Annotated in this window: 19 protein-coding genes; 6 read left to right on the forward strand and 13 right to left on the reverse strand. The window is 65.3% G+C overall.

Features of this window, described 5'->3' with window-relative positions:
• Nucleotides 1-9 precede the first annotated feature (9 nt).
• The 4 genes from pheA to mtnA all read right to left on the reverse strand — a co-directional run bounded on the left by pheA (nucleotide 10) and on the right by mtnA (nucleotide 6,524).
• Entirely contained in the window at nucleotides 10-1,104 is a 1,095-nt protein-coding gene (gene pheA, locus E3U47_RS02000; RefSeq protein ID WP_134689246.1) for a prephenate dehydratase, read from the reverse strand.
• A complete protein-coding gene (serC, locus tag E3U47_RS02005) occupies nucleotides 1,104-2,189 on the reverse strand; it encodes a 3-phosphoserine/phosphohydroxythreonine transaminase (protein WP_134689247.1) in 1,086 nt (361 codons plus the stop codon). The genes pheA and serC overlap by 1 nt, the downstream gene beginning before the upstream one ends.
• A gap of 247 nt (nucleotides 2,190-2,436) precedes the next feature.
• On the reverse strand, nucleotides 2,437-5,199 hold the full coding sequence (gene gyrA, locus E3U47_RS02010; protein ID WP_134689248.1) for a DNA gyrase subunit A: 2,763 nt from the start codon (nucleotides 5,197-5,199) through the stop codon (nucleotides 2,437-2,439).
• Between the two features lie 248 nt (nucleotides 5,200-5,447).
• Nucleotides 5,448-6,524, reverse strand: a complete 1,077-nt coding sequence (gene mtnA, locus E3U47_RS02015; protein WP_134689249.1) for an S-methyl-5-thioribose-1-phosphate isomerase — start codon at nucleotides 6,522-6,524, stop codon at nucleotides 5,448-5,450.
• A gap of 111 nt (nucleotides 6,525-6,635) precedes the next feature.
• Here mtnA and E3U47_RS02020 point away from each other — a divergent pair, with 111 nt between their 5' ends.
• From E3U47_RS02020 to E3U47_RS02035, 4 genes are all read left to right on the forward strand, one after another.
• The gene (locus tag E3U47_RS02020; protein WP_134689250.1) at nucleotides 6,636-7,961 is read left to right on the forward strand and encodes a TRZ/ATZ family hydrolase; all 1,326 of its coding nucleotides are present in this window, start codon (nucleotides 6,636-6,638) and stop codon (nucleotides 7,959-7,961) included.
• Between the two features lie 64 nt (nucleotides 7,962-8,025).
• Complete coding sequence (gene ubiG, locus E3U47_RS02025; RefSeq protein WP_023630595.1) at nucleotides 8,026-8,724, forward strand: bifunctional 2-polyprenyl-6-hydroxyphenol methylase/3-demethylubiquinol 3-O-methyltransferase UbiG; 699 nt, start codon at nucleotides 8,026-8,028, stop codon at nucleotides 8,722-8,724.
• 2 nt (nucleotides 8,725-8,726) lie between these two features.
• The gene (gene mupP, locus E3U47_RS02030) at nucleotides 8,727-9,398 is read left to right on the forward strand and encodes an N-acetylmuramic acid 6-phosphate phosphatase MupP (RefSeq protein WP_134689251.1); all 672 of its coding nucleotides are present in this window, start codon (nucleotides 8,727-8,729) and stop codon (nucleotides 9,396-9,398) included.
• A 115-nt stretch (nucleotides 9,399-9,513) separates the two neighbouring features.
• Nucleotides 9,514-10,254, forward strand: coding sequence for a YciK family oxidoreductase (locus E3U47_RS02035; protein WP_134689252.1), 741 nt, complete (start codon nucleotides 9,514-9,516; stop codon nucleotides 10,252-10,254).
• Nucleotides 10,255-10,320: 66 nt separating this feature from the next.
• On the opposite strand, the gene E3U47_RS02040 is transcribed toward E3U47_RS02035, so the two are convergent.
• From E3U47_RS02040 to E3U47_RS02070, 7 genes are all read right to left on the reverse strand, one after another.
• The gene (locus E3U47_RS02040) at nucleotides 10,321-11,106 is read right to left on the reverse strand and encodes a TenA family transcriptional regulator (RefSeq protein WP_134689253.1); all 786 of its coding nucleotides are present in this window, start codon (nucleotides 11,104-11,106) and stop codon (nucleotides 10,321-10,323) included.
• Nucleotides 11,107-11,144: 38 nt separating this feature from the next.
• Nucleotides 11,145-13,601, reverse strand: coding sequence for an EAL domain-containing protein (locus E3U47_RS02045; protein ID WP_134689254.1), 2,457 nt, complete (start codon nucleotides 13,599-13,601; stop codon nucleotides 11,145-11,147).
• Nucleotides 13,602-13,761: 160 nt separating this feature from the next.
• Complete coding sequence (locus E3U47_RS02050; protein WP_134689255.1) at nucleotides 13,762-15,594, reverse strand: ABC transporter ATP-binding protein; 1,833 nt, start codon at nucleotides 15,592-15,594, stop codon at nucleotides 13,762-13,764.
• On the reverse strand, nucleotides 15,587-16,219 hold the full coding sequence (locus E3U47_RS02055) for a DsbA family protein (RefSeq protein ID WP_134689256.1): 633 nt from the start codon (nucleotides 16,217-16,219) through the stop codon (nucleotides 15,587-15,589). Before E3U47_RS02055 ends, E3U47_RS02050 begins: the two co-directional genes overlap by 8 nt.
• Nucleotides 16,220-16,222: 3 nt before the next feature.
• Nucleotides 16,223-17,155, reverse strand: coding sequence for a rhodanese-related sulfurtransferase (locus E3U47_RS02060; protein ID WP_134689257.1), 933 nt, complete (start codon nucleotides 17,153-17,155; stop codon nucleotides 16,223-16,225).
• A gap of 205 nt (nucleotides 17,156-17,360) precedes the next feature.
• Nucleotides 17,361-17,657: a BolA family transcriptional regulator gene (locus E3U47_RS02065; protein WP_134689258.1), complete on the reverse strand. Its 297-nt coding sequence runs from the start codon at nucleotides 17,655-17,657 to the stop codon at nucleotides 17,361-17,363.
• Between the two features lie 10 nt (nucleotides 17,658-17,667).
• Nucleotides 17,668-18,192 carry a DUF2059 domain-containing protein gene (locus E3U47_RS02070; protein WP_134689260.1) on the reverse strand — a complete coding sequence of 175 codons (525 nt, stop codon included), beginning with the start codon at nucleotides 18,190-18,192 and terminating at the stop codon, nucleotides 17,668-17,670.
• A gap of 154 nt (nucleotides 18,193-18,346) precedes the next feature.
• Here E3U47_RS02070 and E3U47_RS02075 point away from each other — a divergent pair, with 154 nt between their 5' ends.
• Nucleotides 18,347-19,741: a class II fumarate hydratase gene (locus E3U47_RS02075; protein WP_134689262.1), complete on the forward strand. Its 1,395-nt coding sequence runs from the start codon at nucleotides 18,347-18,349 to the stop codon at nucleotides 19,739-19,741.
• A gap of 62 nt (nucleotides 19,742-19,803) precedes the next feature.
• Here E3U47_RS02075 and E3U47_RS02080 read toward each other — a convergent pair whose 3' ends face one another.
• Entirely contained in the window at nucleotides 19,804-20,757 is a 954-nt protein-coding gene (locus E3U47_RS02080) for a DMT family transporter (protein WP_134689264.1), read from the reverse strand.
• Between the two features lie 169 nt (nucleotides 20,758-20,926).
• Complete coding sequence (gene pap, locus E3U47_RS02085) at nucleotides 20,927-22,417, reverse strand: polyphosphate:AMP phosphotransferase (protein WP_134689266.1); 1,491 nt, start codon at nucleotides 22,415-22,417, stop codon at nucleotides 20,927-20,929.
• A 164-nt stretch (nucleotides 22,418-22,581) separates the two neighbouring features.
• On the opposite strand from pap, the gene mnmC reads away from it, so the two are divergent.
• Nucleotides 22,582-24,546, forward strand: coding sequence for a bifunctional tRNA (5-methylaminomethyl-2-thiouridine)(34)-methyltransferase MnmD/FAD-dependent 5-carboxymethylaminomethyl-2-thiouridine(34) oxidoreductase MnmC (mnmC, locus tag E3U47_RS02090; RefSeq protein ID WP_134689268.1), 1,965 nt, complete (start codon nucleotides 22,582-22,584; stop codon nucleotides 24,544-24,546).
• The last annotated feature ends 68 nt before the right edge of the window (nucleotides 24,547-24,614 follow it).

Here is a 24,614-nt window from a genome sequence, read left to right on the forward strand (position 1 = left end):
AATCTCAAATCAAAGCACCGCCTTTGGATAGGAACCCAGCACCTTCAGCGCCACGGCCTCCTGGCTGATCCGCTCCAGCACCGCCTTGATCAGCGGGTCGTGGTGGTGGCCGACGAAGTCGATGAAGAACACGTAGGTCCACTTGCCGCTGCGCGACGGACGCGTCTCGATGCGGGTCAGGTCGATACCGTTCTCGTGGAACGGCACCAGCAGTTCATGCAGCGCGCCTGGCTTGTTGCTCATGGAGACGATGATCGAGGTCTTGTCGTCGCCGGTCGGCGGCACTTCCTGGCTGCCAATCATCAAGAAGCGCGTGGAGTTGTCCGGACGGTCCTCGATCTTCTCGGCCAGACGGGTCAGGCCATACAGGTTGGCCGCCATGTCGCCGGCGATCGCCGCCGAGTTCCACTCGCCCTTGACCCGCTTGGCCGCCTCGGCGTTGCTCGACACCGCCACGCGCTCGACATTCGGGTAGTGGGCATCCAGCCACTTGCGGCACTGGGCCAGCGACTGGGCGTGGGAGTAGATACGGGTGATGCTGTCGGTCTTGGTGTTCTCGCCCACCAGCAGGTGATGGTGGATACGCAGCTCGACCTCGCCACAGATCACCATGTCGTGCTCGAGGAAGCTGTCCAGGGTGTGACTGACCGCGCCCTCGGTGGAGTTTTCCACCGGCACCACGCCGAAGTTCACGGCACCGGCCGCCACTTCGCGGAACACCTCGTCGATGGCCGCCATCGGGCGGCTGACCACGGCATGGCCGAAGTGCTTCATCGCCGCGGCCTGGGTGAAGGTCCCCTCAGGGCCAAGGTAGGCCACTTTCAGGGGCTCCTCGAGGGCCAGGCACGACGACATGATTTCGCGGAACAGCCGCGCCATCTCTTCGTTGTCCAGCGGGCCATTGTTGCGCTCCATCACCCGCTTGAGCACCGCAGCTTCGCGCTCAGGGCGGTAGAACACCGGGGCTTCGCCCTCGGCCAGCGATGCCGTCTTGACCTTGGCCACTTCCTGGGCGCAACGGGCGCGCTCGCTGATCAGCTCGAGGATCTTCTCGTCGAGGCTGTCGATACGCACACGCAGTGCCTTGAGTTCCTGATCGGACATCATCCATGCTCCTTTTCGAATACTTCCATGTAGTTAACCAGCGCCTCGACGGCCTCCAGGCCCAAGGCGTTATAAATCGAGGCACGCATGCCGCCAACCGAGCGGTGCCCCTTGAGGTTGAGCAGGCCACGGGCCTCGGCGCCGGCCAGGAAGGCCTTGTCCAGGCGCTCGTCGGCCAGGCGGAACGGCACGTTCATCCACGAACGGGCGTTGTGGCTGATCGGGTTGGTGTAGAACTCGCTGCTGTCGATGAAGCCGTACAGGCGGTCCTTCTTGGCGCGGTTGCGCCGCTCCATGGCCTCGACGCCGCCCTGCTCCTTGAGCCACTCGAACACCAGACCCGAGAGATACCAGGAGTAGGTGGCCGGGGTGTTGTACATCGAACCGTTGTCGGCCGAGATCTTGTAGTCGAGCATGGTCGGGCAGCTGCTGCGGGCACGGCCGAGCAGGTCTTCACGGATAATCACCACCACCAGGCCGCTAGGGCCGATGTTCTTCTGCGCGCCGGCGTAGATCATGCCGAACCGCGAGACATCGATCGGTCGCGAGAGGATGTCCGAAGACATATCGACCACCAGCGGCACGTCACCGGTCTCGGGCACCCAGTCGAACTGCAGGCCGCCGATGGTTTCGTTGGACGCATAGTGCAGGTAGGCGGCATTGCCGCTCAACTGCCATTCGTTCTGGCCCGGAATGGCCAGGTAGTCGTAGGGCTTGGCGCTGGCGGCGACGTTGACGTTGCCGAAGCGGCGCGCCTCTTCGATGGCTTTCTTCGACCAGATGCCGGTCTCGACGTAGTCGGCGGTGCCGTTTTCCGGCAGCAGGTTCAGCGGGATTTCAGCGAACTGCTGGCTGGCGCCGCCCTGCAGGAACAGCACCTTGTAGTTCGCGGGAACGGACAGCAGGTCGCGCAGGTCCTGCTCGGCCTTCTCGGCGATGGCCACGTAGTCGTCGCTGCGGTGGCTCATCTCCATCACCGACAGCCCCTTGCCACGCCAATCCAGCATTTCGGCCTGGGCACGCTGCAGGACAGCATCGGGAAGCGCGGCAGGGCCTGCGCAGAAGTTAAAGGCTCGTTTGCTCACATCCACTCTCGCTCTGCCAAATTGAACAAATCGTAACTTGCAGACCCCGCCCGCCCCCTGTAGGAGCGGCCTTGTGTCGCGAAAGGCCGCAGCGCGGCCCCAGGGTTTCAGCGTGAAAGCAGAAATCGCCGGGGCTGCTGTGCAGCCCTTTCGCGACACAAGGCCGCTCCTACATGAAGCGGGCGTTGCCTATTCCAATCAGTCAAACGGGGCGACCTTGGTCGCCCCGTTTGGGTTGTTGCTGCGCTTATTCCTGCGGTGCCTCTTCGGCGCCAGCGCTGTCTTCGTCCACCGCATCGAGCGGGGTGCCCTCCTCGTCCGTCTCGAGCAGTTCGTCGAGCTCTTCCTCGGATGGCTCCTGGACACGCTCCAGGCCGACCAGGGTTTCGTCGCTGGCCAGCTTGATCAGGGTCACGCCCTGGGTGTTGCGGCTCAGGCTGGAGACTTCACCGACCCGCGTGCGCACCAGCGTGCCCTGGTCGGAGATCAGCATGATCTCTTCACCTTCCTGCACCTGGATCGCACCGATCAGCAGCCCATTGCGCCCCTTGGTGCCCATGGCGATCACGCCCTGGCCGCCACGGCCGCGACGCGGGAACTTGGACAGCGGGGTACGCTTGCCGAAGCCACGCTCGGAGGCGGTGAGGATCTGCGCGCCGGATTCCGGGATCAGCATGGAGATGATCTGCTGACCCTTGCCCAGCTTCATGCCACGCACGCCACGGGCGTTACGGCCCATTTCACGCACCACGCTCTCGGCGAAGCGAATCACCTTGCCGGCGTCGGAGAACATCATGACTTCCTTGGCACCATCGGTAATGGCCGCGGCGATCAGGGTGTCACCTTCCTTGAGCTTCAGGGCGATCAGGCCGTTGGAGCGTGGACGGGCGAACTGCACCAGCGGGGTCTTCTTCACGGTACCGGAGGCGGTGGCCATGAAGATGTAGGCGCCGGTCGGCTCGGCCAGCCACTCAGGAGTGTCGCCGTCTTCCTCGTCGATTTCCTCGACCTCGACCACTTCACCTTCGAGCACGGTGTCTTCCGCGTCCTCCAGCTCTTCGTCGGCGCCAGCGCTCTGCTGCAGGGCCTCCAGGTCGATCTGCAGCATGGCGGTGATGCGCTCGCCCTCTTCCAGCGGCAGCAGGTTGACCAGCGGGCGACCACGGGCGGCGCGGGAAGCCTCTGGAATTTCGTAGGTCTTCTTCCAGTACACCTTGCCCTTGCTGGAGAACAGCAACAGGGTGGCGTGGCTGTTGGCGACCAGCAGGTGCTCGATGTAGTCCTCGTCCTTCACGCCGGTAGCCGACTTGCCCTTGCCACCGCGGCGCTGGGCCTGGTAGGCGGACAGCGGCTGGGTTTTCGCGTAGCCGCCGTGGGAAATGGTCACCACGCGCTCTTCTTCCGGGATCATGTCGCCGTAGTTGAGGTCGTGGCTGGCATTGAGGATTTCGGTACGACGGGCATCGCCATATTCGGCGCGGATCGCCTCCAGCTCCTCGCGGATCACTTCCATCAGGCGCTCGGCGCTGCTGAGGATGCGGATCAACTCGCCGATCTGGGCGAGGATTTCCTGGTACTCGGCCAGCAGCTTCTCGTGCTCCAGGCCGGTCAGGCGGTGCAGGCGCAGGTCGAGGATTGCCTGGGCCTGTTCCGGCGACAGGTAATACTTGCCTTCGCGCAGGCCATACTGCTCCGGCAGGTCTTCCGGGCGGCAGGATTCAGCACCGGCACGCTCGACCATCACCTGCACGGCGCTGGATTCCCAGGCAGTGCTGATCAGCGCTTCCTTGGCCTCGGACGGCGTCGGCGAAGCCTTGATCAGGGCGATGACCGGGTCGATGTTGGACAGCGCGACCGCCTGGCCTTCGAGGATATGCCCACGCTCGCGGGCCTTGCGCAGCTCGAACACGGTGCGGCGGGTCACCACTTCGCGGCGGTGACGAACGAACGCCTCGAGCAGGTCCTTGAGGTTCAGCAGGCGCGGACGGCCGTCGATCAGGGCGACGATGTTGATACCGAACACGCTCTGCAGTTGGGTCTGCTGGTAGAGGTTGTTGAGCACCACCTCCGGCACCTCGCCGCGACGCAGCTCGATGACGATGCGCATGCCGTCCTTGTCGGACTCGTCGCGCAGCTCGGTGATGCCTTCGATCTTCTTCTCTTTGACCAACTCGGCGATCTTCTCGATCAACCGCGCCTTGTTCAACTGGTACGGCAGTTCGGTGACGACGATCTGCTGGCGACCACCGACCTTGTCGATGTCTTCGATTTCCGAGCGGGCACGCATATAGATGCGGCCACGGCCGGTGCGATAAGCCTCGATGATGCCTTGGCGACCGTTGATCAGGCCGGCGGTCGGGAAGTCCGGCCCCGGGATGAACTGCATCAGTTCATCGACCGTGATGTCGGAATTGTCGATCAGCGCCAGGCAGCCGTCGATCACCTCGCCGAGGTTGTGCGGCGGGATGTTGGTGGCCATGCCCACGGCGATACCGCTGGAGCCGTTAACCAGCAGGTTGGGGATCTTGGTCGGCATGACCGCCGGGATCTGCTCGGTGCCGTCGTAGTTGGGCACCCAGTCGACGGTTTCTTTGTGCAGGTCGGCCAGCAGTTCATGGGCCAGCTTGGCCATGCGCACCTCGGTGTATCGCATGGCCGCGGCGTTGTCGCCGTCCACCGAACCGAAGTTGCCCTGGCCATCGACCAGCAGGTAGCGCAGCGAGAATGGCTGGGCCATGCGCACGATGGTGTCGTACACGGCGGTGTCGCCGTGCGGGTGGTACTTACCGATCACGTCACCGACCACACGGGCGGATTTCTTGTACGGCTTGTTCCAGTCGTTGCCCAGTTCGCTCATCGCATACAGAACGCGACGATGCACGGGCTTCAAGCCATCACGCGCATCGGGCAGCGCTCGCCCGACAATAACGCTCATCGCGTAGTCGAGGTAAGACTGTCTCAGTTCGTCTTCGATATTGACCGGGAGGATTTCTTTGGCCAGTTCGCCCATGAGAAGCCTGATTCCTTTTTCTGGTGAAACTTCGCTTGGTCCCTCGTAGGACGAACGAAGCTCGCCGCCGCAGCGCAATTGGGGTGCGACGACTTACGACAAATCAATGAGTTGTGCCATGGATCTGCGCAATGAAGGCCGCGCTAAAGAGCGGCCTTGGAAACTGCCGGATGGTATCACAAACGCTGCGCGCATGGGAGATATGGCAGGTTGCCGTACCGCACCATCCGCTTGGATGGCAAAACGCCTCAGTGGAGGCGTTTGCGGCACATCAACTGGGCGATTTTTGCTGTGTCCGGGCGCTCGACCACGCCCTTTTCGGTGACGATCACGTCGATCAGGTCGGCTGGCGTGACATCGACCACCGGGTTGTAGGCCTCGACATCAGCAGTCACCTGGATCCCGGACACCTCCAGCAGCTCTTCCTCGCCGCGGGTCTCCAGCGGGATATCCTCGCCGGCGGGCAGATTCAGATCGATACTGCTGCTCGGCGCCACCACCATGAAACGCAGCCCGTGGTGCATGGCCGCCACCGCCATCTGGTAGGTGCCGATCTTCGCCGCCACATCGCCATTGGCGGCAATGCAGTCGGCGCCGACCACCACCCAGGTGATGCCCTTGGTCTTCATCAGGTGCCCGGCCGCCGCGTCGGCGACCACGGTCACCGGCACACCGTCGGCGGCCAGCTCCCAGGCGGTCAGGCGCGAACCCTGCAGCCACGGCCGCGACTCACAGGCATAGACCTGCTCGACCATGCCCTCCAAGGTGGCGGCGCGGATCACCCCCAGGGCGGTACCGAAGCCGCCGGTGGCCAGGGCCCCGGCGTTGCCGTGGGTGAGCAGGGCCTGCTCGCTGCCCTGGTGCCTGCGGATCTGCTCGACACCGAACTGGGCCATGGTCAGGTTGGCCTCGCGATCACTTTGGTGAATCGCTACAGCCTCGGCCTCCATCACCTTCAGCACGTCTTCATCCGGGCGCAGGCGCTGCAGGCGCTCACGCATGCGGTTGAGCGCCCAGAACAGGTTGGCCGGGGTGGGTCGAGCCTCGCCAAGCATCATGTAGTCTTCTTCGAGGCTCTCTTCCCAGCCGTCGCCTTCAGCCAGGCGACGGCGCAGCGCCAGCACCAGGCCATAGGCGGCGCAGATGCCGATCGCCGGAGCGCCACGCACGGCCATGTCGCCGATCGCCTCAGCCACCTCGGCCGCCTCGGTGCAGGCCAGCCAGCATTGCTCAAGCGGCAGCAGGCGCTGGTCGAGCAGGTGCAGCACGCCGTCGCGCCACTCGATGCCCGTCACCGTCTCCGCCGCCATCAGTTGCTCGCGCATCGCCTCTCCCCGTCGCCCTGGCATCAAAAGCCGGCGATTATAGCGACCCTCAGCCACGGACGCTCGGGTATACTGCGCGTTTAGCCGAACCGAACCAGGTAGATGCCTCGCATGCCCAGCGCCCCTCCCCTCCTCGACCTGCTGCTCGTACCGGCCTGGCTGGTCCCCGTGGAGCCGGCGGGCGTGGTCTTGCAAGGCCATGCGCTGGGCATCCGCGACGGCCAGATCGCCTGGCTTGGCCCGCGCGAGCGCGCCCCGCAGGCCAAGGCCGTGCGCGACCTGCCGGACTGCCTGCTGACGCCCGGGCTGATCAACGCCCACGGGCACGCGGCCATGGCCCTGTTCCGTGGCCTGGCCGACGATCTGCCGCTGATGACCTGGCTCAAGGAGCACATCTGGCCGGCCGAAGGTCGCTGGGTCGACGAGGCCTTTGTGCGCGACGGCACCGACCTGGCCATCGCCGAACAGCTCAAGGGCGGCATCACCTGCTTCGCCGACATGTACTTCTTCCCCCGCGCGGCTTGCGAGCGGATACAACGCAGCGGCATACGCGCCCAGGTCGCCGTGCCACTGCTGGATTTCCCGATCCCCGGCGCCCGCACTCCGGACGAAGCCCTGCACCAGGCCATCGAGCTGTTCGACGAACTGCGCCACCAGCCGCGCATCAGCGTCGCTCTTGGCCCGCATGCGCCGTACACGGTCAGTGACGCCAACCTGGAAAAGATCCGCATCATCGCCGACCAGCTCGACGCCCCGCTGCACATGCATATCCACGAAACGGCCGGCGAAGTCGAGCAGGCCCTCAAGGACAACGCCGAGCGCCCGCTGGCGCGCCTGGCCCGCCTGGGTTTGCTGGGGCCGAACCTGCAGGCGGTGCACATGACCCAGGTCAGCGACGACGACCTGGCGCTGCTGGTAGAAAGCAACACCAGCGTGATCCACTGCCCCGAATCCAACCTCAAGCTGGCCAGCGGTTTCTGCCCGGTGGAGCGCCTGTGGCAGGCCGGGGTCAACGTTGCCGTCGGCACCGACGGCGCAGCCAGCAACAACGACCTCGACCTGCTCGGCGAAACCCGCACCGCCGCCCTGCTGGCCAAGGCGGTGGCAGGCTCGGCCACCGCCCTAGACGCCCACCGCGCGCTGCGCATGGCCACGCTCAATGGCGCCCGGGCGCTGGGGCTGGAGGCGATCACCGGCTCGCTCGAAGTAGGCAAGGCCGCCGACCTGGCCGTCTTCGACCTGTCGGGGCTGGCGCAGCAACCGGTGCACGACCCGGTCTCGCAACTGATCTACGCCACCGGTCGCGACTGCGTGAAGGATGTCTGGGTCGCCGGGCAGCAACTGGTCGAGGACCGCCGCCTGACACAGATGGACGAAGCCGCGCTGGCCGCCAACGCCCGCGCCTGGGGAGCCCGCATCGGCGGGCGCAACGAATGAACGACCGGCCGCCACGGCTGCTGGCCCGCGACACTATTTATCGAAGATTCAGAGGACTGTTCCCATGAGCAACGTCGACCACGCCGAAATCGCCAAGTTCGAAGCCCTGGCCCACCGCTGGTGGGACCGCGAGAGCGAGTTCAAGCCGCTGCACGACATCAACCCGCTGCGGGTCAACTGGATTGACGAGCGCGTCGGCCTGGCCGGCAAGAAGGTGCTGGACGTCGGCTGCGGCGGCGGCATCCTCAGCGAGGCGATGGCCCAGCGTGGCGCCACCGTCACCGGCATCGACATGGGCGAGGCACCGCTGGCGGTGGCCCAGTTGCACCAGCTGGAGTCCGGCGTTGCGGTGGAATACCGGCAGATCACCGCCGAAGCCCTGGCCGAAGAGATGCCCGGCCAGTTCGACGTGGTCACCTGCCTGGAAATGCTCGAGCACGTACCCGACCCTTCCTCGGTGATTCGCGCCTGCTATCGCATGGTCAAGCCCGGCGGCCAGGTGTTCTTCTCGACCATCAACCGCAACCCCAAGGCCTACCTGCTGGCGATCATCGGCGCCGAATACGTGCTGAAGATGCTGCCGCGCGGCACCCACGACTTCAAGAAGTTCATCCGCCCCTCCGAGCTGGGCGCCTGGAGCCGTGCCGCAGGCCTCGAGGTCAAGGACATCATCGGCCTGACCTACAACCCGCTGACCAAGCACTACAAGCTGTGCAACGACGTCGACGTCAACTACATGATCCAGACCCTGCGCGAGGAATGAGCATGCGCCTGCGAGCAGTACTCTTCGACATGGACGGCACCCTGCTGGACACGGCGCCGGACTTCATCGCCATCTGCCAGGCGATGCTCGCCGATCGCGGCCTGCCAGCCATCGACGACGCGCGCATCCGCGAGGTGATTTCCGGCGGTGCCCGGGCGATGGTCGCCGCGACCTTCGCCATGGACCCCGAGGCCGAAGGTTTCGAGGCCCTGCGCCTGGAATTCCTCGAGCGCTACCAGCGCGACTGCGCGGTGCACAGCAAGCTGTTCGACGGCATGCCGGAGCTGCTCGCCGACATCGAGAAAGGCAACCTGCTATGGGGCGTGGTCACCAACAAGCCTGTGCGCTTCGCCGAGCCGATCATGCAACGCCTGGGCCTGGCCGAGCGCTCGGCGCTGCTGATCTGCCCGGACCACGTGAAGAACAGCAAGCCCGACCCCGAGCCGCTGATCCTGGCGTGCAAGACCCTCGACCTGGACCCGGCCAGCGTCTTGTTCGTCGGTGACGACCTGCGCGATATCGAGTCCGGCCGCGATGCCGGCACCCGCACCGCCGCGGTGCGCTATGGCTACATTCATCCCGAGGACAACCCCAACCACTGGGGCGCCGACGTGGTGGTGGACCACCCGCTGGAACTGCGCAAGGTGATCGACAGCGCACTGTGCGGCTGCTGATTTCAAGTCGCAAGCGTCAAGCTGCAAGCCTCAAGAAAGAGCAGCTCCAACACTGATACGCTTTCTCTTGTAGCTTGCCGCTTGTAGCTTGCAGCTCATATCCAAGGACAGACCTATGTTCGACTACACCGCCCGCCCCGACCTGCTCAAGGGTCGGGTCATCCTGGTCACCGGCGCCGGCCGCGGCATCGGCGCCGCCGCCGCCAAGGCCTACGCCGCCCTCGGCGCCACCGTGCTGCTGCTGGGCAAGACCGAGGCCAACCTCAATGAGGTCTACGACCAGATCGAGGCCGCCGGCCACCCGCAGCCGGTGGTGATCCCGTTCAACCTGGAAACCGCCCTGCCCCACCAGTACGACGAGCTGGCGGTGATGATCGAGGAGCAGTTCGGGCGCCTAGACGGGCTGCTCAACAACGCCTCGATCATTGGCCCGCGCACGCCGCTGGAGCAGCTGTCGGGCGACAACTTCATGCGCGTGATGCACATCAACGTCGATGCCACCTTCATGCTCACCAGCACCTTGCTACCGCTGCTCAAGCTGTCGGAAGACGCCTCGGTGGTGTTCACCTCCAGCAGCGTCGGCCGCAAGGGCCGGGCCTACTGGGGCGCCTATGGCGTGTCGAAGTTCGCCACCGAGGGCCTGATGCAGACTCTCGCCGACGAACTCGAAGGCGTGGCGCCGGTGCGCTCCAACAGCATCAACCCGGGCGCCACGCGCACCGCGATGCGCGCCCAGGCGTACCCGAGCGAGAACCCGCAGAACAACCCGCTGCCCGAAGAGATCATGCCGGTGTACCTGTACCTGATGGGGCCGGACAGCAAGGGTGTGAACGGGCAGGCGCTGAACGCACAGTAACGCCCCATTCGCCGACAAGCCGGCGCCTACGCAACCCTGTAGGCGCCGGCTCGCCGGCGAACCGCCTCAGCCCGCCGCCAGTGCCGGGCGCAGCCGCCCTGGCTGACGCCCTTCAAGCTGCATGCAGCGTTCCAGGAACAGGAACATGCAGTCGTAGCTCTTGCAGATCGCCCGACGCAGCTCGGTCCGCAGCCCCAGCGTGGGGTTCTCGCCCGCCAGGGTACAGATGATCTCCAGCGCCTCCCACGGATGAGCATCGTCGTACTGGGCGTGCATCTTCAGCCACTTCATCGCGCGCTTGCGGGTATCCTCGGGGAAGCCCTGGGCGTAGGTGTCATCGGCGCAGACCACCGCCGACCATTCGCCGGTCGCCCCTTCGATGGCATAGTTGGTGGCCGCCATGGCGATGGCCAGCGACTCGGTGGCGCATACGCGCCAGCACCAGTCGTTAAGGCCGTTGAGCTCCGGCGGCACCTCCTGGGCCTGCAACTCGTGCAGGTGGATGCCATGGGCCTGGCACCAGTGCACCCAGTAGTCGGCGTGGTTGAGCTCGACGCGGATGTTGCGCATCAGCCAGCGTCGTGCCATGTCCTCGCCCGGGTGGCGGGCATAGCGGGTCTTGGTGAGGTTATGGGCCATGTACAAGGAGAATTGCTCGACCACCGGCCAGCCCCCGATCAGGTACTGGCGTATGGTCGACTGCTTGAGCTGGCCATCACGCAGACGCTGGTAGAACTCATGCTCCACCACGCGGCGCTTGCTCTGGCGACAATCCTCGATAAGTTGCTGGGCCCAATCTGGATAACTGGCCGGATCCATCAATGGTCCGATCCGTACGAACGCGTCAATCACTGTCAGCTCCTTGATTCCCTGTGATTTCCGGGCGTTGTTCAGCGAAAGGTCCCCGGTGCCCGGTGCAAAAGGGGCCTCGCGGCAATCCGTTGGCGCTGCAGGCTGTCGCAGGTGAAGACCTGCGGGCGTTCGATGAGGTATCCCTGGGCGTAGTCCACGCCGATCTCTTGCAAAGCCTGCTCGATCAACGGCGTTTCAACGAACTCGGCGATGGTCCGCTTACCCATGACGTGGCCGATGTGGTTGATCACTTCGACCATCGCCCGGTTGATCGGGTCGTCGAGCATGTCCTTGACGAAACTTCCGTCGATCTTCAGGAAGTCTACAGGCAAATGCTTCAAATAGGCGAATGACGACATCCCGGCGCAGAAGTCGTCGAGCGAGAAACGACAGCCCAATCCCTTCAATTCATTGATGAAGCGAATCGCGCTGCCAAGATTGGCGATAGCGCTGGTTTCGGTAATTTCGAAGCAGATCAACCGCGGCGGGATATCGAACTCGCCAAACAGCCGCTGCAGGTACTCGAGGAACTTGTCGTCGCCGATGCTCGAACCCGACAAATTGATCGCGCACATTGCCAGCGGCCCTGCGCGGCCTTCATCCAGGCACTGACGGATGGTCTGGAACACGTTGCGCACCACCCAGCGGTCGAGGGCAGTCATCAGGCCGTAGCGCTCGGCCGCCGGAATGAAGCTGTCGGGGAGGATGGTGCGCCCGCTTTCGTCGTGCAGGCGCAGCAGGATCTCGATATGGCCGGGCCCTTCGTGCAACTGCAACGGCGCGATCTCCTGGGCGTAGAGGCAGAAACGGTTCTCCTCGAGCGCCACATGCAGGCGCTGGATCCAGGCCATTTCACCGAAGCGCATGGACAGCTCGCTGTCGTCGGCGTGGTACACCTGCACGCGGTTACGCCCCTTCTCCTTGGCCATGTAGCAGGCCATGTCGGCGGCCCGCAGCGACGCCTCCAGGGTGGTCGGCACCTGGGCGATGTGCACCAGGCCGATACTGACGGTGGTGACGAAAGGCCGCCCCTTCCAGACGAAATGCAGGCTCTGCACCGCCTGACGCAACTGCTCGGCGATGCGCTCGGCTTGCTCCGACGGGCAGTTTTCCAGCAGCACGCCAAACTCGTCGCCGCCCAGCCGGGCCAAGGTGTCGCCTTCGCGCAAGCCCGACTGCAATACCGCGCAGATGTGTCGCAGCAGCTCGTCGCCAGCAGCATGGCCGCTGGTGTCGTTGACCAGCTTGAACTGATCGAGGTCGAGAAACATCAGCGAATGGCGCCCGGCCTGGCGCGCCAGGCCGTTGAGCGCCAGCTCCAGGCGGTATTCGAACTCGCGACGGTTGGCCAGGCCGGTGAGCGCGTCATGGGTGGCCTGCCAGGACAGGTTGGCGATGTACTGGCGCTCCTGGGTCATGTCGTGCAGCACCACGACGATACCACTGAGCTGCCCTTCGGTGAGGATCGGCGAGCCGACCAGGTTCACCGATACCGTGCTGCCGTCCAGGCGCTGGATCAGCCGGGCATGCTCGGCGCCGCCCTTGAGGCTGCCACTGCGCACCTGCTCGACCAGGGTGTGGCCGTCCTTCTCGGCGTTTTCATCGAGCAGGCTGAACAACGCCGCCAACGGCAAGCCCTGGGCCTGAGCCGCCTGCCAGTGGGTCAATTGCTCGGCGGCAGGGTTCATGTAGGCGATACAGCCATCGACATCGGTGGTGATCACCGCATCGCCGATCGATTCGAGGGTCACCTGGGCGCGCTCCTTTTCCGCCTGCAGCGCGCTGGCGAATGCCTGGCGCTGGGCCAGCAGCTTGCTCGAACGCAACCAGGCCATGGCAATGAGGAACAGTGCGGTAGCCAGGTTGGTGATCATCAGCACCTTGAGCAGCATCCGCGAGCCTTCGCCCAGGGCATCGCTGAACGCCTTGGCCGCGGGCGTCACCCCATCGTTGATGACCACGATGCGCGCCCGCCAGTTGGCCACCTGGCGCGCGTCGACCGCGCCGGTGGCGAAGCCTGCGCGCATCTCGTCGGCCAGCCTATCGAGCTGGCGCAGGTAGTCGTCGCCGATATCCCAGTAATGAATGGCGGTTTCCATGTAGCTGATATGGCGGAAGTTGCGGTAGAACCAGATGATCCGGGCGACATCGTCGGGATGGTTGCCGCCCTGCAGGATGCCGCGACGGGCGGCCGCCAGGTCCGGCTCGGGGCGGTCCAGGGCCAGGCGCAGGTCGAAATCGCCCTGGGGCACGAGGATGGCGCGGCGGTAGCGGGCGTAGGTCAGCGGGTCGCGGTCATCGGCATAGAGGTTGAGGTAATAGATGGCGTCTTTCTGCGCCTTGGACCACAGGCTTTCGCCCGCCACATAGGCGCGCACGGCGGACAACGCGTAGAGACTCAGGCTGCCCAGCAGTACCTGGAACAGCACAACGGCGACGAAGGGCCAGATGATACCCAGCAGCCTTGGCGCTTCGAGAGTCCGATTTCCCTTCATGTAATCCCTGTCACGGCGGCAGATAAGGCACGAATCGACCTAGACAAAGCACAGCGTAGGCCATTTGCCATGAAGGAGCGACAAGCGACAAGCCCCAAGCGGCAAGAAAAGTGCGCTGACTTCAACTTGCCGCTTGCAGCTCGAAGCTTGAGGCAGCTTTTCAGGTTTGCTGCAGGTGACCGTAAAGCTTGGCGTAAAGCCCGCCCTCGGCGATCAGTTGCTGATGGTCGCCGTCCTCGGCCACATGGCCGCCATCGAACACCAGCACGCGGTCTGCCTGCTTCACCGCCGACAGCCGGTGGGCGATGATCAGCGTGGTACGGCCACTGAGGAAGCGCGCCAGGGCCTGGTGCAGGTTGTACTCGGTGGCGGCATCCAGCGCCGAGGTCGCCTCGTCGAGGATCACCACCTTTGGCTCGGCCAGCACCATCCTGGCGATCGCCAGGCGCTGGCGCTGGCCACCGGACAGGCGCACGCCGGAGCGCCCGACCACGCTGTCCAGGCCCTGGGGCAGCGCGGCGATGGTGGCGTCCAGCTGGGCGATGCGTAGCGCCTGCCAGCAGGCGTCGTCGCTGCAGTCACGACCCATGGCCAGGTTGGCGCGCACGCTGTCGTTGAACAGCGACGGCTGCTGCAGCACCACCGCGACATTTTCGCGCAGGGTCTCCAGGCCGATCTCCTGCAGGCTGGCGCCACCGAAGCGGATGGTCCCGGCCTGGGCGCCATACAGACCCAGCAGCAACTGCACCAGGGTGCTCTTGCCACCGCCACTGGCACCGACGATGGCGACCTTCTCGCCCGGCGCGATAGTCAGGTTGAGTTGGTCGAGCACCGGCTCGTCGGCATAGGCGAAACGCAGGTCGCGCACCTCGATACCGACCGTGGCGCGCCCGGCGAACGGGTCGGCGGCCGCCGGATACTGCGGTTCGTCGGCCCGCGCCAGCAGCTCGTTCAAGCGGCTCAGCGCGCCGCCGGCGGCGTAGTAGGCATATTGCAGGTTGAGCAACTGCTCCACCGGGCCGATCATGAACCACAAGTAGCTGAACACCGCGAGCATCTGGCCGATGGACAGGTCGGAGAACAGCACGGTGAGCATGGCCGCGGCGCGGAAGATATCGATACCGAACTGGAACAACAGCCCGCTGGCACGACCACTGGCGTCGCTCTTCCACTGCGAAGCCACCGCGAAATCGCGCACTTCCCGGGCCCGCAGCCCCAGGCGCCCGAGGAAATAACCCTGGCGGTTGCTGGCGCGGATTTCCTGGATTGCATCCAGGGTTTCCGACAATGCCTGGGTGAACCGCGCGGTGCTGTCGTTCTCGAGCTTTTTCAGGTGCTTGACGCGCTTGCCCAACTGCACGGTGAAGTAGATCACCAGCGGGTTGAACAGCAGGATCAGCAGCGCCAGCTGCCAATGCATCCAGATCAGAATCGCAGCGGTGCCGGTAAGGGTGAGCACCGCCACCAGGAAGCGGCTGAGGGTCTCACCGACGAACTTGTCGAGCGTGTCCAGGTCGGTGACCAGGTGAGTGGTCACCGTGCCACTGCCCAGGCTTTCGTATTCCTTGAGGGAAATGCGCTTGAGTCGCTCGATCAGGCGGATGCGCAAGCGGTAGACGATATCCTTGGCCAAACCGGCGAACAGCTTGGCCTGCACCACGTTGAACGCCAGCGCGGCCAGGCGCAGACCCAGGGTGGCGCACAGCATCAGGCCGATATAGCCCGCCGCCACCTGCCAGCCCGCGGGCAGGAAATTGTTCATCCACTGCAGCGCGGTGTCGCCATGGCCGAGCAGCACTTCGTCGACCAGCAGCGGCAGCAGCAACGGGATCGGTACGCTGCACAGGGCGGCGAGCACGGCCACCAGGTTGGCGGTCCACAGGGCTTTTTTGTGGTGCAGGGCCAGGCGGCGGATCTCCACCCAGCTCAGGCGATCGGGCACAGCGGGGGACTTCCCTGGCGCAGGGTCTGGCGACCCGGGCAGATCAAGCACAGGCGGCCTGCTGCAGCCAGCGGCCGAGCAAGGGTTGCAGGCTGTCCAGCGGCTGGTAGCCATTGGTCAGCAGGGCCAGTTGGCCATTGCGCTCGGCCAGCAAGGTGGGGAAGCCGGCGATGCCCAGGTCCTGCACCCAGGCGAAATCGGCACTGGTGGCGGCGCGACTGTCGTGGCTGGCGAAATGCGCGGCGAACGAATCGCGGTCGAAGGCGGCCTGGGCGGCCAGGTCCACCAACTGCGGGGCGCGGGTGACATCCACGCCCTGCGCGTAGAACGACGCCTGGATCAGCTTGAGCAAACGCCACATACCCTGCGCGTCCATCTCGCGCGCGGTCACCAGCGCGCGGCAGGCCGGCTCGGTGTCATAGACGAAGCCGGCGGGCATCGCCCCGTCGAAGCGGAACCCCTGCCCGGTGGCGTCATGCACGGCCTGCCAGTGCTCGAGGATGTACTTGCGCGTCGAGGCGTCCAAGGCGCTGCCACCGCTGCGCAGGCCACCCGGCACCAGACGGGTCTCGACCCCGGCCGCACGGGCCTGGGCGATCAGCGCCTCGGCTACCGGGGCGAAACCCCAGCACCAGGAGCACATCGGGTCCATCACATAGAGCAGGCGTGCGGACATGCATCAGGCCTCGGCTTTGTAGTTGTAACCGATCGGGTGTGGCAGGTTGCGCGCCTTGGCCAACTCGATCTGCTTCTGCCGATCCATGGCGCTGCGGCGGGTCTTCTCGCTGAGGCTGTCCCAGCAGTGTGGGCAACTCACGCCTGGCGAATAGTGCTCGGACTCGCGGTCCTTGGCATCGACCGGGTGGCGGCAGGCGTGGCACTGGTCGTACTCGCCCTCGCTGAGGTCGTGACGCACGGTGACCCGATTGTCGAACACGAAGCAGTCGCCGTCCCAGAGGCTTTCTTCCTGGGGGACTTCCTCAAAATATTTCAGCACCCCACCCTTGAGATGATAGACGGCTTCGAAGCCTTCACCGAGCATGTAGCTGGAGGCTTTTTCGCAACGGATGCCGCCGGTGCAGAACATCGCGACCTTCTTGTGCTTGCTCGGGTCGAAGTTGGCCTTGATGTAGTCGGGGAACTCGCGGAAGGTCTCGGTCTTCGGATCGACGGCGCCCTTGAAGGTGCCGATGGCCACTTCGTAGTCGTTGCGGGTGTCGATCAGCAACACTTCCGGGTCGCTGATCAGGGCGTTCCAGTCCTTGGGCTCGACATAGGTGCCGACGGCCTTGTTCGGGTCGACGCCGGGCACGCCCAGGGTGACGATCTCTTTCTTGAGCTTGACCTTGGTGCGGTAGAACGGCTGTTCGTCGCAGTACGACTCTTTATGGTCGACGTCCACCAAACGTGGGTCGTTGCGCAGCCAGGCCAACAGCGCGTCGATGCCTTCGCGGGTGGCCGAGACGGTGCCGTTGATACCTTCGTTGGCCAGCAGCAGGGTGCCTTTGACGCCGTTGTCGAGCATGGCCTTGAGCAGCGGCTCGCGTAGTTCGACGTAGTCTTCGAGGGTGACGAACTTGTACAGCGCCGCCACGACGATCGGTTGAGTCATGAAGCCGAATCTCCAGGTGGTTGCCCTCGTAAGGGGCGGACCGGGTTTGACATAAAAAGCATGGGGGCGCGTTGCGCCCCTTTCGCGGCACAAGGCCGCTCCTACAGGGGGAATACGTATTCCTGCAGGAGCGGCCTTGTGCCGCGAAAGGGCCGCAACGCGGCCCCCGGATTTTGCGCAATTGTACCAGAACGACGGAAAGGATTCAGTGCCCGCCGCCGGCGCACACCGGCGAGGCTGGCGCGGCGCCGACTGCCGCCCACTCTTCGGGCGTGTAGGTGTGAATCGCCAGGGCATGAATCTCGCCCATCAGCTCACCCATGGTGGCGTAGACCTTCTGGTGGCGCTTGACGCTGTTCAGCCCGGCGAACTGCTCGCTGACCAGCACCGCCTTGTAGTGCGTTTCCTGGCCACGGCTGTGCATATGGCTTTCGTTGTGCACTTCAAGGTGCTGGTCGCCCAAGGGCGCCAGCTGCTGTTCGATGCGTTGCTGCATGCTCATCGCGTCAGGCTCACTTCTTCGCCGGGGCGGCGGCCTTGCCGGCGCTCGGGTCGAGTTCCTTGGTCATGTCCTCGAGCAGCTTGTTGACCACCGGCACCGCCGGTTCCAGGCTCTGCTGGGTCAGTTGGGCCGACTGCTGGGTGACCTTGGGCATTTCGCGCAGGACTTTCTTGCCCAGCGGCGACTCGTAGAACTTGACCAGGTCGTTCAGCTCGGCCTCGGTGAAGGTCGCGGTGTACAGGTTGACCATCTGCGGCTTGAGTTTCTTCCAGCCGATGGCGTTGTCCAGGGCTGCGTTAGCCTTGGCCTGGTAGCTGTCGAGCACGGTTTTCTTGGAGGCCGGGGCCTTGGTCTGCTCGAAACGCTGGGCGAACATCTGCTGGACCTGCATGTACACCGGGGTGCCCAGCTTGTCGGCATTGGCCAGGGTCAGGAATTTCTCGGCGGCAGCATTGTGGGCTGGAGTGGCTGCGAGTACCTGGCCGCTGGCGCAAACCAGGGCAACGGCGGCACAGAGGGCACGGAGACGGGTCATTGCATTTCCTTCAAGAGAGGGAGGCGGATACCTCAGGGTAGAGCATTCTGCGCCGTGATGGCGAAGTGCTCAAGTGGCACGACGAGCGATGGAACCGCTGTGTCGAATCAGGGCCTAAACTGCGGTTTCGAACTACCAAAGGAGTGAGCGCAGCATGAGCCGTATCGAGACAGACAGCCTGGGCCCGGTCGAAGTTCCAGAGGACGCCTACTGGGGGGCGCAGACCCAGCGTTCGCTGATCAACTTCGCCATCGGCAAGGAGCGCATGCCGCTGGCGGTGCTGCACGCCCTGGCGCTGATCAAGAAAGCCGCTGCCCGGGTCAACGACCGCAACGGCGATTTGCCCGCCGATATCGCCCGGCTGATCGAGCAGGCCGCCGACGAAGTGCTCGACGGCGAGCACGACACCCAGTTCCCGCTGGTGGTCTGGCAGACCGGCAGCGGCACCCAGAGCAACATGAACGTCAACGAGGTGATCGCCGGGCGCGCCAACGAGCTGGCTGGCAAGGGCCGTGGCGGCAAGGCGCCGGTGCACCCCAACGATCACGTCAACCGTTCGCAAAGTTCCAACGACTGCTTCCCCACCGCCATGCACATCGCCGCCGCCCAGGCCGTGCACAGCCAGCTGCTGCCGGCGATCGCCGAGCTGTCCGCGGGGCTGGCCGAGCTGTCGGCGCGCCACATTCACCTGGTCAAGACCGGGCGCACGCACATGATGGACGCAACGCCCATCACCTTCGGCCAGGAGGTCTCGGCCTTCGTCGCCCAGCTCGACTACGCCCAGCGCGCCATCCGCGCGACCTTGCCGGCGGTGTGCGAACTGGCCCAGGGTGGCACGGCGGTGGGCACCGGGCTGAACGCCCCGCACGGCTTCGCCGAAGCGATTGCCGCGGAACTGGCCGCGCTCTCCGGCCTGCCGTTCGTTACCGCGCCGAACAAGTTCGCCGCCCTCGCCGGCCACGAGCCGCTGACCAGCCTGGCCGGGGCGCTGAAGACCCTGGCCGTGGCGCTGATGAAGATCGCCAACGACCTGCGCCTGCTGGGCTCCGGCCCGCGTGCGGGGATTGCCGAGGTCCGCCTGCCAGCCAACGAGCCGGGCAGCTCGATCATGCCCGGCAAGGTCAACCCGACCCAGTGCGAGGCCTTGTCGATGCTGGCCTGTCAGGTGCTGGGCAACGACGCCGCGATCGGTTTCGCCGCCAGCCAGGGGCATCTGCAGTTGAACGTGTTCAAACCGGTGATCATCCACAACCTGCTGCAGTCGATCGAGCTGCTGGCCGATGGCTGTCGCAACTTCCAGCAACACTGCGTGGCCGGCATCGAGCCGGACGCCGAGCAGATGGCCGCGCACCTGGAGCGGGGGCTGATGCTGGTGACCGCGTTGAACCCGCACATCGGTTATGACAAGGCGGCGGAAATCGCCAAGAAGGCCTATAGCGAGGGCAAGACCCTGCGCGAGGCGGCGTTGCAGTTGAAGTACCTGACCAACGAGCAGTTCGACCAGTGGGTGCGGCCAGAGAACATGCTGGCGCCCGGCGGCAAAGGTTGACTCATCACCTGTAGCAGCGGCCTTTCGCGACTCAAGGCCGCTCCTACAGGTATCGCGTCGGGTTATTGGGCCTGCGCCCTCTTCGCCCTCCATCCCGCGATCAGCGACGGCCCCAGCGCCACCAGCGCCGAGCCCAGCACCACCGTCACCGCTCCGACATACCCCAGGGCGTTGATCTGTTCGGCGTGAACATAAGCCGGCCACAACCAGGCGCCCAGCGCCACCGCAACGAACGTCACCAACGGCGTCAGCGCCAGGGTCGCGCTGACCCGCGAGGCCTCCCAATGCGCCAAGGCCTCGGCGAACGCGCCATAGGCCACCAGCGTGTTCAGGCAGCAGGCCAGCAGCAGCCAGCCCTGCAACGGGCTGAGCTGCAGCGCCTCCAGCGGATGCACCCAGGGCGTGAGCAGCAGCGCGCAGCACAGGTAGATCACCATCATCACCTGCTGCGAATTCCACACCGTCAGCAGCTGCTTCTGACTCAGGGCATAGAACACCCAGATGCTGGTCGCCAGGAGGATGGTCAGCACCCCGGTGGTGTAGGTACCCAGCGAGCCGAGCAATTCCTCCAGGCGCTGGTTGAAGAACAATGCAAACCCAGCCAGCAGCACCAACAGGCCCAAGCCCTGCCCCAGGCTGAAACGCTCCTTGAATACCAGCACGCTGGCCACCAGCAGCAACACCGGGCCCAGTTGCACCACCAGTTGCGCGGTACCGGGGCTGAGCAGCTTGAGGCCGACCAGGTACAGCACGTAGTTGCCCACTAGCCCAGCTACCGCGATGGCCACCAAGCCCCTGCCCTTGGCGCCCAAGCGGCGCAGCGACGGCAAGCGGCGGTGGGCGGCCAGCCAGGCGAACAGCAGGCCGCCCGAGACGGACAGGCGGTACCAGGTGACCGTCACCGGGTCCATCACCTGCAACACCTGCTTGAGCTTGATCGGCAGGATGCCCCAGAGCAACGCGGTCAACAGCGCCAACAGCAGGCCATGGACCCAGCGTCCGGAAGAAATGTGCATGCTGTCCTCGAGTCGGGCCTTGGTGGGGAGCGTGCAGTCTAAAGGTTGGCCGGGGAGGATGTGACGGGAAAAGATTTCATCAAGTCATTCCCTGTGCGCATGCTGTACCGCCCGGTTCGCCAGCAGGTGACGCGCATGGGGTTTGCAAGTCAGGCTGGTCACGGGGTTGTTATTTCTTGTGCTTGGCCAACGCCGCCTCCAGTGCCTGGTTGATGGTGCGCAGCACCTTCACCCGCGCCCAACGCTTGTCGTTGGCTTCTACCAGGGTCCAGGGCGCAATCTCGGTGCTGGTGCGGTCGACCATGTCGCCCACCGCCTCGGCATAGACATCCCACTTGTCGCGGTTGCGCCAGTCTTCCTCGGTGATCTTGTAGCGCTTGAACGGAATCTGCTCGCGCTCCTCGAAGCGCTCCAGCTGGGTCTGCTGGTCGATGGCCAGCCAGAACTTGACCACCACCACCCCGGCGTTGCTCAACTGTTCCTCGAAGTCGTTGATCTCGCCGTAGGCACGCATCCAGTCGGCCGGGCTGCAAAAGCCCTCGACCCGCTCCACCAGCACCCGGCCATACCAGGAGCGGTCGAAGATGGTGAACTTGCCGCGGGCCGGGATATGCCGCCAGAACCGCCACAGGTACGGCTGGGCGCGTTCTTCCTCGGTGGGCGCGGCAATCGGCACGATGCGGTACTGGCGTGGGTCCAGCGCCGCCGCCACGCGGCGGATCGCCCCGCCCTTGCCCGCCGCGTCATTGCCCTCGAACACCGCCACCAGGGCGTGGCGGCGCATGCGCTTGTCGCGCAGCAAGCCGGCGAGCCGGGCCTGTTCGGTGACCAACTGCTCGGCGTAATCCTTCTTGTCCAGGCTCAGGGTCATGTCCAGGGCACCGAGCAGGCTTTTCTGGTCGATGCTGCGCCCCAGCGGCGCGACATTGCCCTGGTGCTTGGGCGGGGTATTGGCCAAGGCCGCCTGCAAGCTCTCCAGCAGGATCCGCCCAACCGCCAGGCTGCGGTAATACGGGTCGACGCCCTCGACCACATGCCAGGGCGCATAGTCGCGGCTGGTGCGGCGCAGCACGCGCTCGCCGAAACGCACGAAGCGGTCGTAGGTTTGCGACTGCTGCCAGTCCAGCGGGCTGATGCGCCAGTTGTGCAGCGGATCGTCGCGCAGCGCCTTGAGCCGGGCCTTCATCTGTTTCTTGGACAGGTGGAACCAGAACTTGATGATCAACGCGCCTTCCTCGCAGAGCATCTGCTCCAGGCGCTCGGCCCCGGCGATGGCCTGGTCGAGCACGGCATCCTTGAACTGGCCATGCACCCGGCCTTCGAGCATCTGGCTGTACCAGTTGCCGAAGAACACCCCCATCCGCCCTTTCGGCGGTAGTGCCCGCCAGTAGCGCCAGGCCGGCGGGCGGGCCAGTTCTTCGTCGGTCTGCTGGTCGAAGGTGCGCACCTCGATCAGCCGCGGGTCCATCCATTCGTTGAGCAGCTTGACCGTTTCGCCCTTGCCCGCGCCCTCGATGCCGTTGATCAGCACTATCACCGGGAACCGCGCCTGCTGCTTGAGTTCGTACTGGGCCTCGAGCAGCGCCTCGCGCAGGGCGGGAACCTCGGCCTCGTAGGTGTCCTTGTCGATGCTGTGACCGATTTCGGCGGATTCGAACATGGATGGCTCCTTCAATGGATAAGCAAGACTAGCGGAATTGTGCTTCGCCTGTACCGGCCTATTCGCCGGCGAGCCGGCTCCTACGGTGATCGCGCCGCAGGTACGAACTGCGTAAATTCCACGGATGACATAAAATCCGCCCATTCGCTGCAACCGAGCCAACCATGTCCACCCTCCTTCAGCATGCCCAGATCGACTGGGACGACCAGGGCCGCCCTCATTCCCGGCAATACGACGATGTCTATTTCGCCATCAACGAGGGCATCGACGAGACCCTGCACGTGTTCATCGAGCAGAATCACCTGCGCCAGCGCTTCGCAGAAATGACAGCGCACGGCTGCCTGGTGATTGGCGAGACGGGCTTTGGCACCGGCATGAACTTCTTTTGCGCCTGGCAACTGTTCGCCGAGCTGGCCCCCGCCGAGGCACGCCTGCATTTCGTCAGCGTCGAGAAGTACCCGCTGAGCCGCGACGATCTGGCCCGGGCCATGCAACTGTGGCCGCAGCTGGCGGCCTTCACCCAGCCGCTACTGGCGCAGTACGTGGCGATTCACCCAGGTTTCCAGCAGTTCAGCCTCGACGGCGGCCGGGTCACCCTCACCTTGATGATCGGCGATGCGCTGGAGCAACTGCCGCAACTGGACGCGCACATCGACGCCTGGTTCCTCGACGGCTTCGCCCCGGCGAAAAACCCCGACATGTGGACACCGGAGCTGTTTGCCCAACTGGCGCGCCTGTCTCATCCCGGCACCACGCTTGGCACCTTCACCACCACCGGCTGGGTGCGTCGCGGCTTGATCGACGCCGGTTTCAGCATGAAGAAGGTGCCGGGTATCGGCAAGAAGTGGGAGGTGATGCACGGTGTCTACAGCGGCACGCCAGCAAGCCCCGTGGCGCCCTGGTACGCACGCCCGACGCCCTTGCCGGGGCCGCGCGAGGCACTGGTGATCGGCGCGGGCCTGGCCGGCAGCGCCACGGCCCGCAGCCTGGCCAGCCGTGGCTGGCAGGTCAGCGTGCTGGAGCGTCACGCCGGCCCTGCCCGGGAAGCCTCAGGCAACCCCCAGGGCGTGCTGTACCTCAAGCTGTCGGCCCACGGTACCGCCCTGTCGCAGATGATCCTCGCCGGCTTCGGCTACACCCGCCGCTGGCTCGAACGCCTGCAGCGCGGCCAGGACTGGGATGCCTGCGGCGTGCTGCAATTGGCGTTCGATGAAGCAGAAAGCCAACGCCAGGCCAAGCTTGCCGCCGCCTTCGACCGCAGCCTGCTGCAACCGCTAGAGCGTGAGCAGGCCCAGGCCTTGGCCGGGGTGGCGCTGGCCAGCGGCGGCCTGTTCTACCCCGAAGGGGGCTGGGTGCATCCGCCGGCCCTGTGCCAGGCCCAGCTGGCGCACCCGCGTATTCGCCTGCTCAGCCATGCCAACGTCATCGAACTGCGCAAGGCCGACGGCCTGTGGCAGGCCTGGGACGGCGAGCGCCTGCTGGCCAGCGCGGCGCTGGTGGTGCTGGCCGGGGCAGCCGACGTTCGCCATTTCCCGGCTTGCGCCGGGTTGCCGCTCAAGCGTATCCGCGGGCAGATCACCCGCCTGCCCGCCACCCTGGCCAGCCAGGCGCTGAACACGGTGGTGTGCGCCGAAGGCTATGTGGCGCCCCCGCGCGGCGCTGAACACACCCTGGGCGCCAGCTTCGACTTCCATAACCAGGACACCACGCCCAGCGTCGCCGAGCACCAGGGCAACCTGGCACTGCTGGAGGAAATCTCCAGCGACCTGGCGCAACGCCTGGGCGCCGCCGAACTCGACCCGGCGCTGCTCGAAGGCCGCGCGGCGTTTCGTTGCACCAGCCCGGACTACCTGCCCATCGTCGGGCCGCTGGCAGACCCCGAACGGTTCGCCGAGCATTATGCCGTGCTGGGCAAGGACGCGAGGCAGGTGCCCGCCGTGGCGTGTCCATGGCTGGAAGGGTTGTATGTGAACAGCGGGCATGGCTCGCGAGGGCTGATTACCGCGCCGCTGTGCGGCGAGCTGATTGCCGCGTGGGCCAGTGGCGAACCGCTGCCGGTGCCCAGGGCGGTGGCCGAGGCATGCCACCCCAACCGCTTTGCCTTGCGCCGGTTGATTCGCGGGCAGTAAGCGGTAGCAACCATCGCGGGACGAGCCCGCTGCCAAGCCCCCGCGATGGCCGCTCACCCTATATAACT

This window comes from Pseudomonas sp. RIT623, from assembly GCF_004519305.1.
Lineage (GTDB): Bacteria > Pseudomonadota > Gammaproteobacteria > Pseudomonadales > Pseudomonadaceae > Aquipseudomonas.

Excerpts from the sequence above, each read along its gene's own strand:
- pheA (WP_134689246.1), bottom strand. The coding sequence starts at position 1,104 with ATGTCCGATCAGGAACTCAAGGCACTGCGTGTGCGTATCGACAGCCTC.
- gyrA (WP_134689248.1), bottom strand. The coding sequence starts at position 5,199 with ATGGGCGAACTGGCCAAAGAAATCCTCCCGGTCAATATCGAAGACGAA.
- mtnA (WP_134689249.1), bottom strand. The coding sequence starts at position 6,524 with ATGCGCGAGCAACTGATGGCGGCGGAGACGGTGACGGGCATCGAGTGG.
- E3U47_RS02020 (WP_134689250.1), top strand. The coding sequence starts at position 6,636 with ATGCCCAGCGCCCCTCCCCTCCTCGACCTGCTGCTCGTACCGGCCTGG.
- ubiG (WP_023630595.1), top strand. The coding sequence starts at position 8,026 with ATGAGCAACGTCGACCACGCCGAAATCGCCAAGTTCGAAGCCCTGGCC.
- mupP (WP_134689251.1), top strand. The coding sequence starts at position 8,727 with ATGCGCCTGCGAGCAGTACTCTTCGACATGGACGGCACCCTGCTGGAC.
- E3U47_RS02035 (WP_134689252.1), top strand. The coding sequence starts at position 9,514 with ATGTTCGACTACACCGCCCGCCCCGACCTGCTCAAGGGTCGGGTCATC.
- E3U47_RS02045 (WP_134689254.1), bottom strand. The coding sequence starts at position 13,601 with ATGAAGGGAAATCGGACTCTCGAAGCGCCAAGGCTGCTGGGTATCATC.
- E3U47_RS02055 (WP_134689256.1), bottom strand. The coding sequence starts at position 16,219 with ATGTCCGCACGCCTGCTCTATGTGATGGACCCGATGTGCTCCTGGTGC.
- E3U47_RS02060 (WP_134689257.1), bottom strand. The coding sequence starts at position 17,155 with ATGACTCAACCGATCGTCGTGGCGGCGCTGTACAAGTTCGTCACCCTC.
- E3U47_RS02065 (WP_134689258.1), bottom strand. The coding sequence starts at position 17,657 with ATGAGCATGCAGCAACGCATCGAACAGCAGCTGGCGCCCTTGGGCGAC.
- E3U47_RS02070 (WP_134689260.1), bottom strand. The coding sequence starts at position 18,192 with ATGACCCGTCTCCGTGCCCTCTGTGCCGCCGTTGCCCTGGTTTGCGCC.
- E3U47_RS02075 (WP_134689262.1), top strand. The coding sequence starts at position 18,347 with ATGAGCCGTATCGAGACAGACAGCCTGGGCCCGGTCGAAGTTCCAGAG.
- E3U47_RS02080 (WP_134689264.1), bottom strand. The coding sequence starts at position 20,757 with ATGCACATTTCTTCCGGACGCTGGGTCCATGGCCTGCTGTTGGCGCTG.
- pap (WP_134689266.1), bottom strand. The coding sequence starts at position 22,417 with ATGTTCGAATCCGCCGAAATCGGTCACAGCATCGACAAGGACACCTAC.
- mnmC (WP_134689268.1), top strand. The coding sequence starts at position 22,582 with ATGTCCACCCTCCTTCAGCATGCCCAGATCGACTGGGACGACCAGGGC.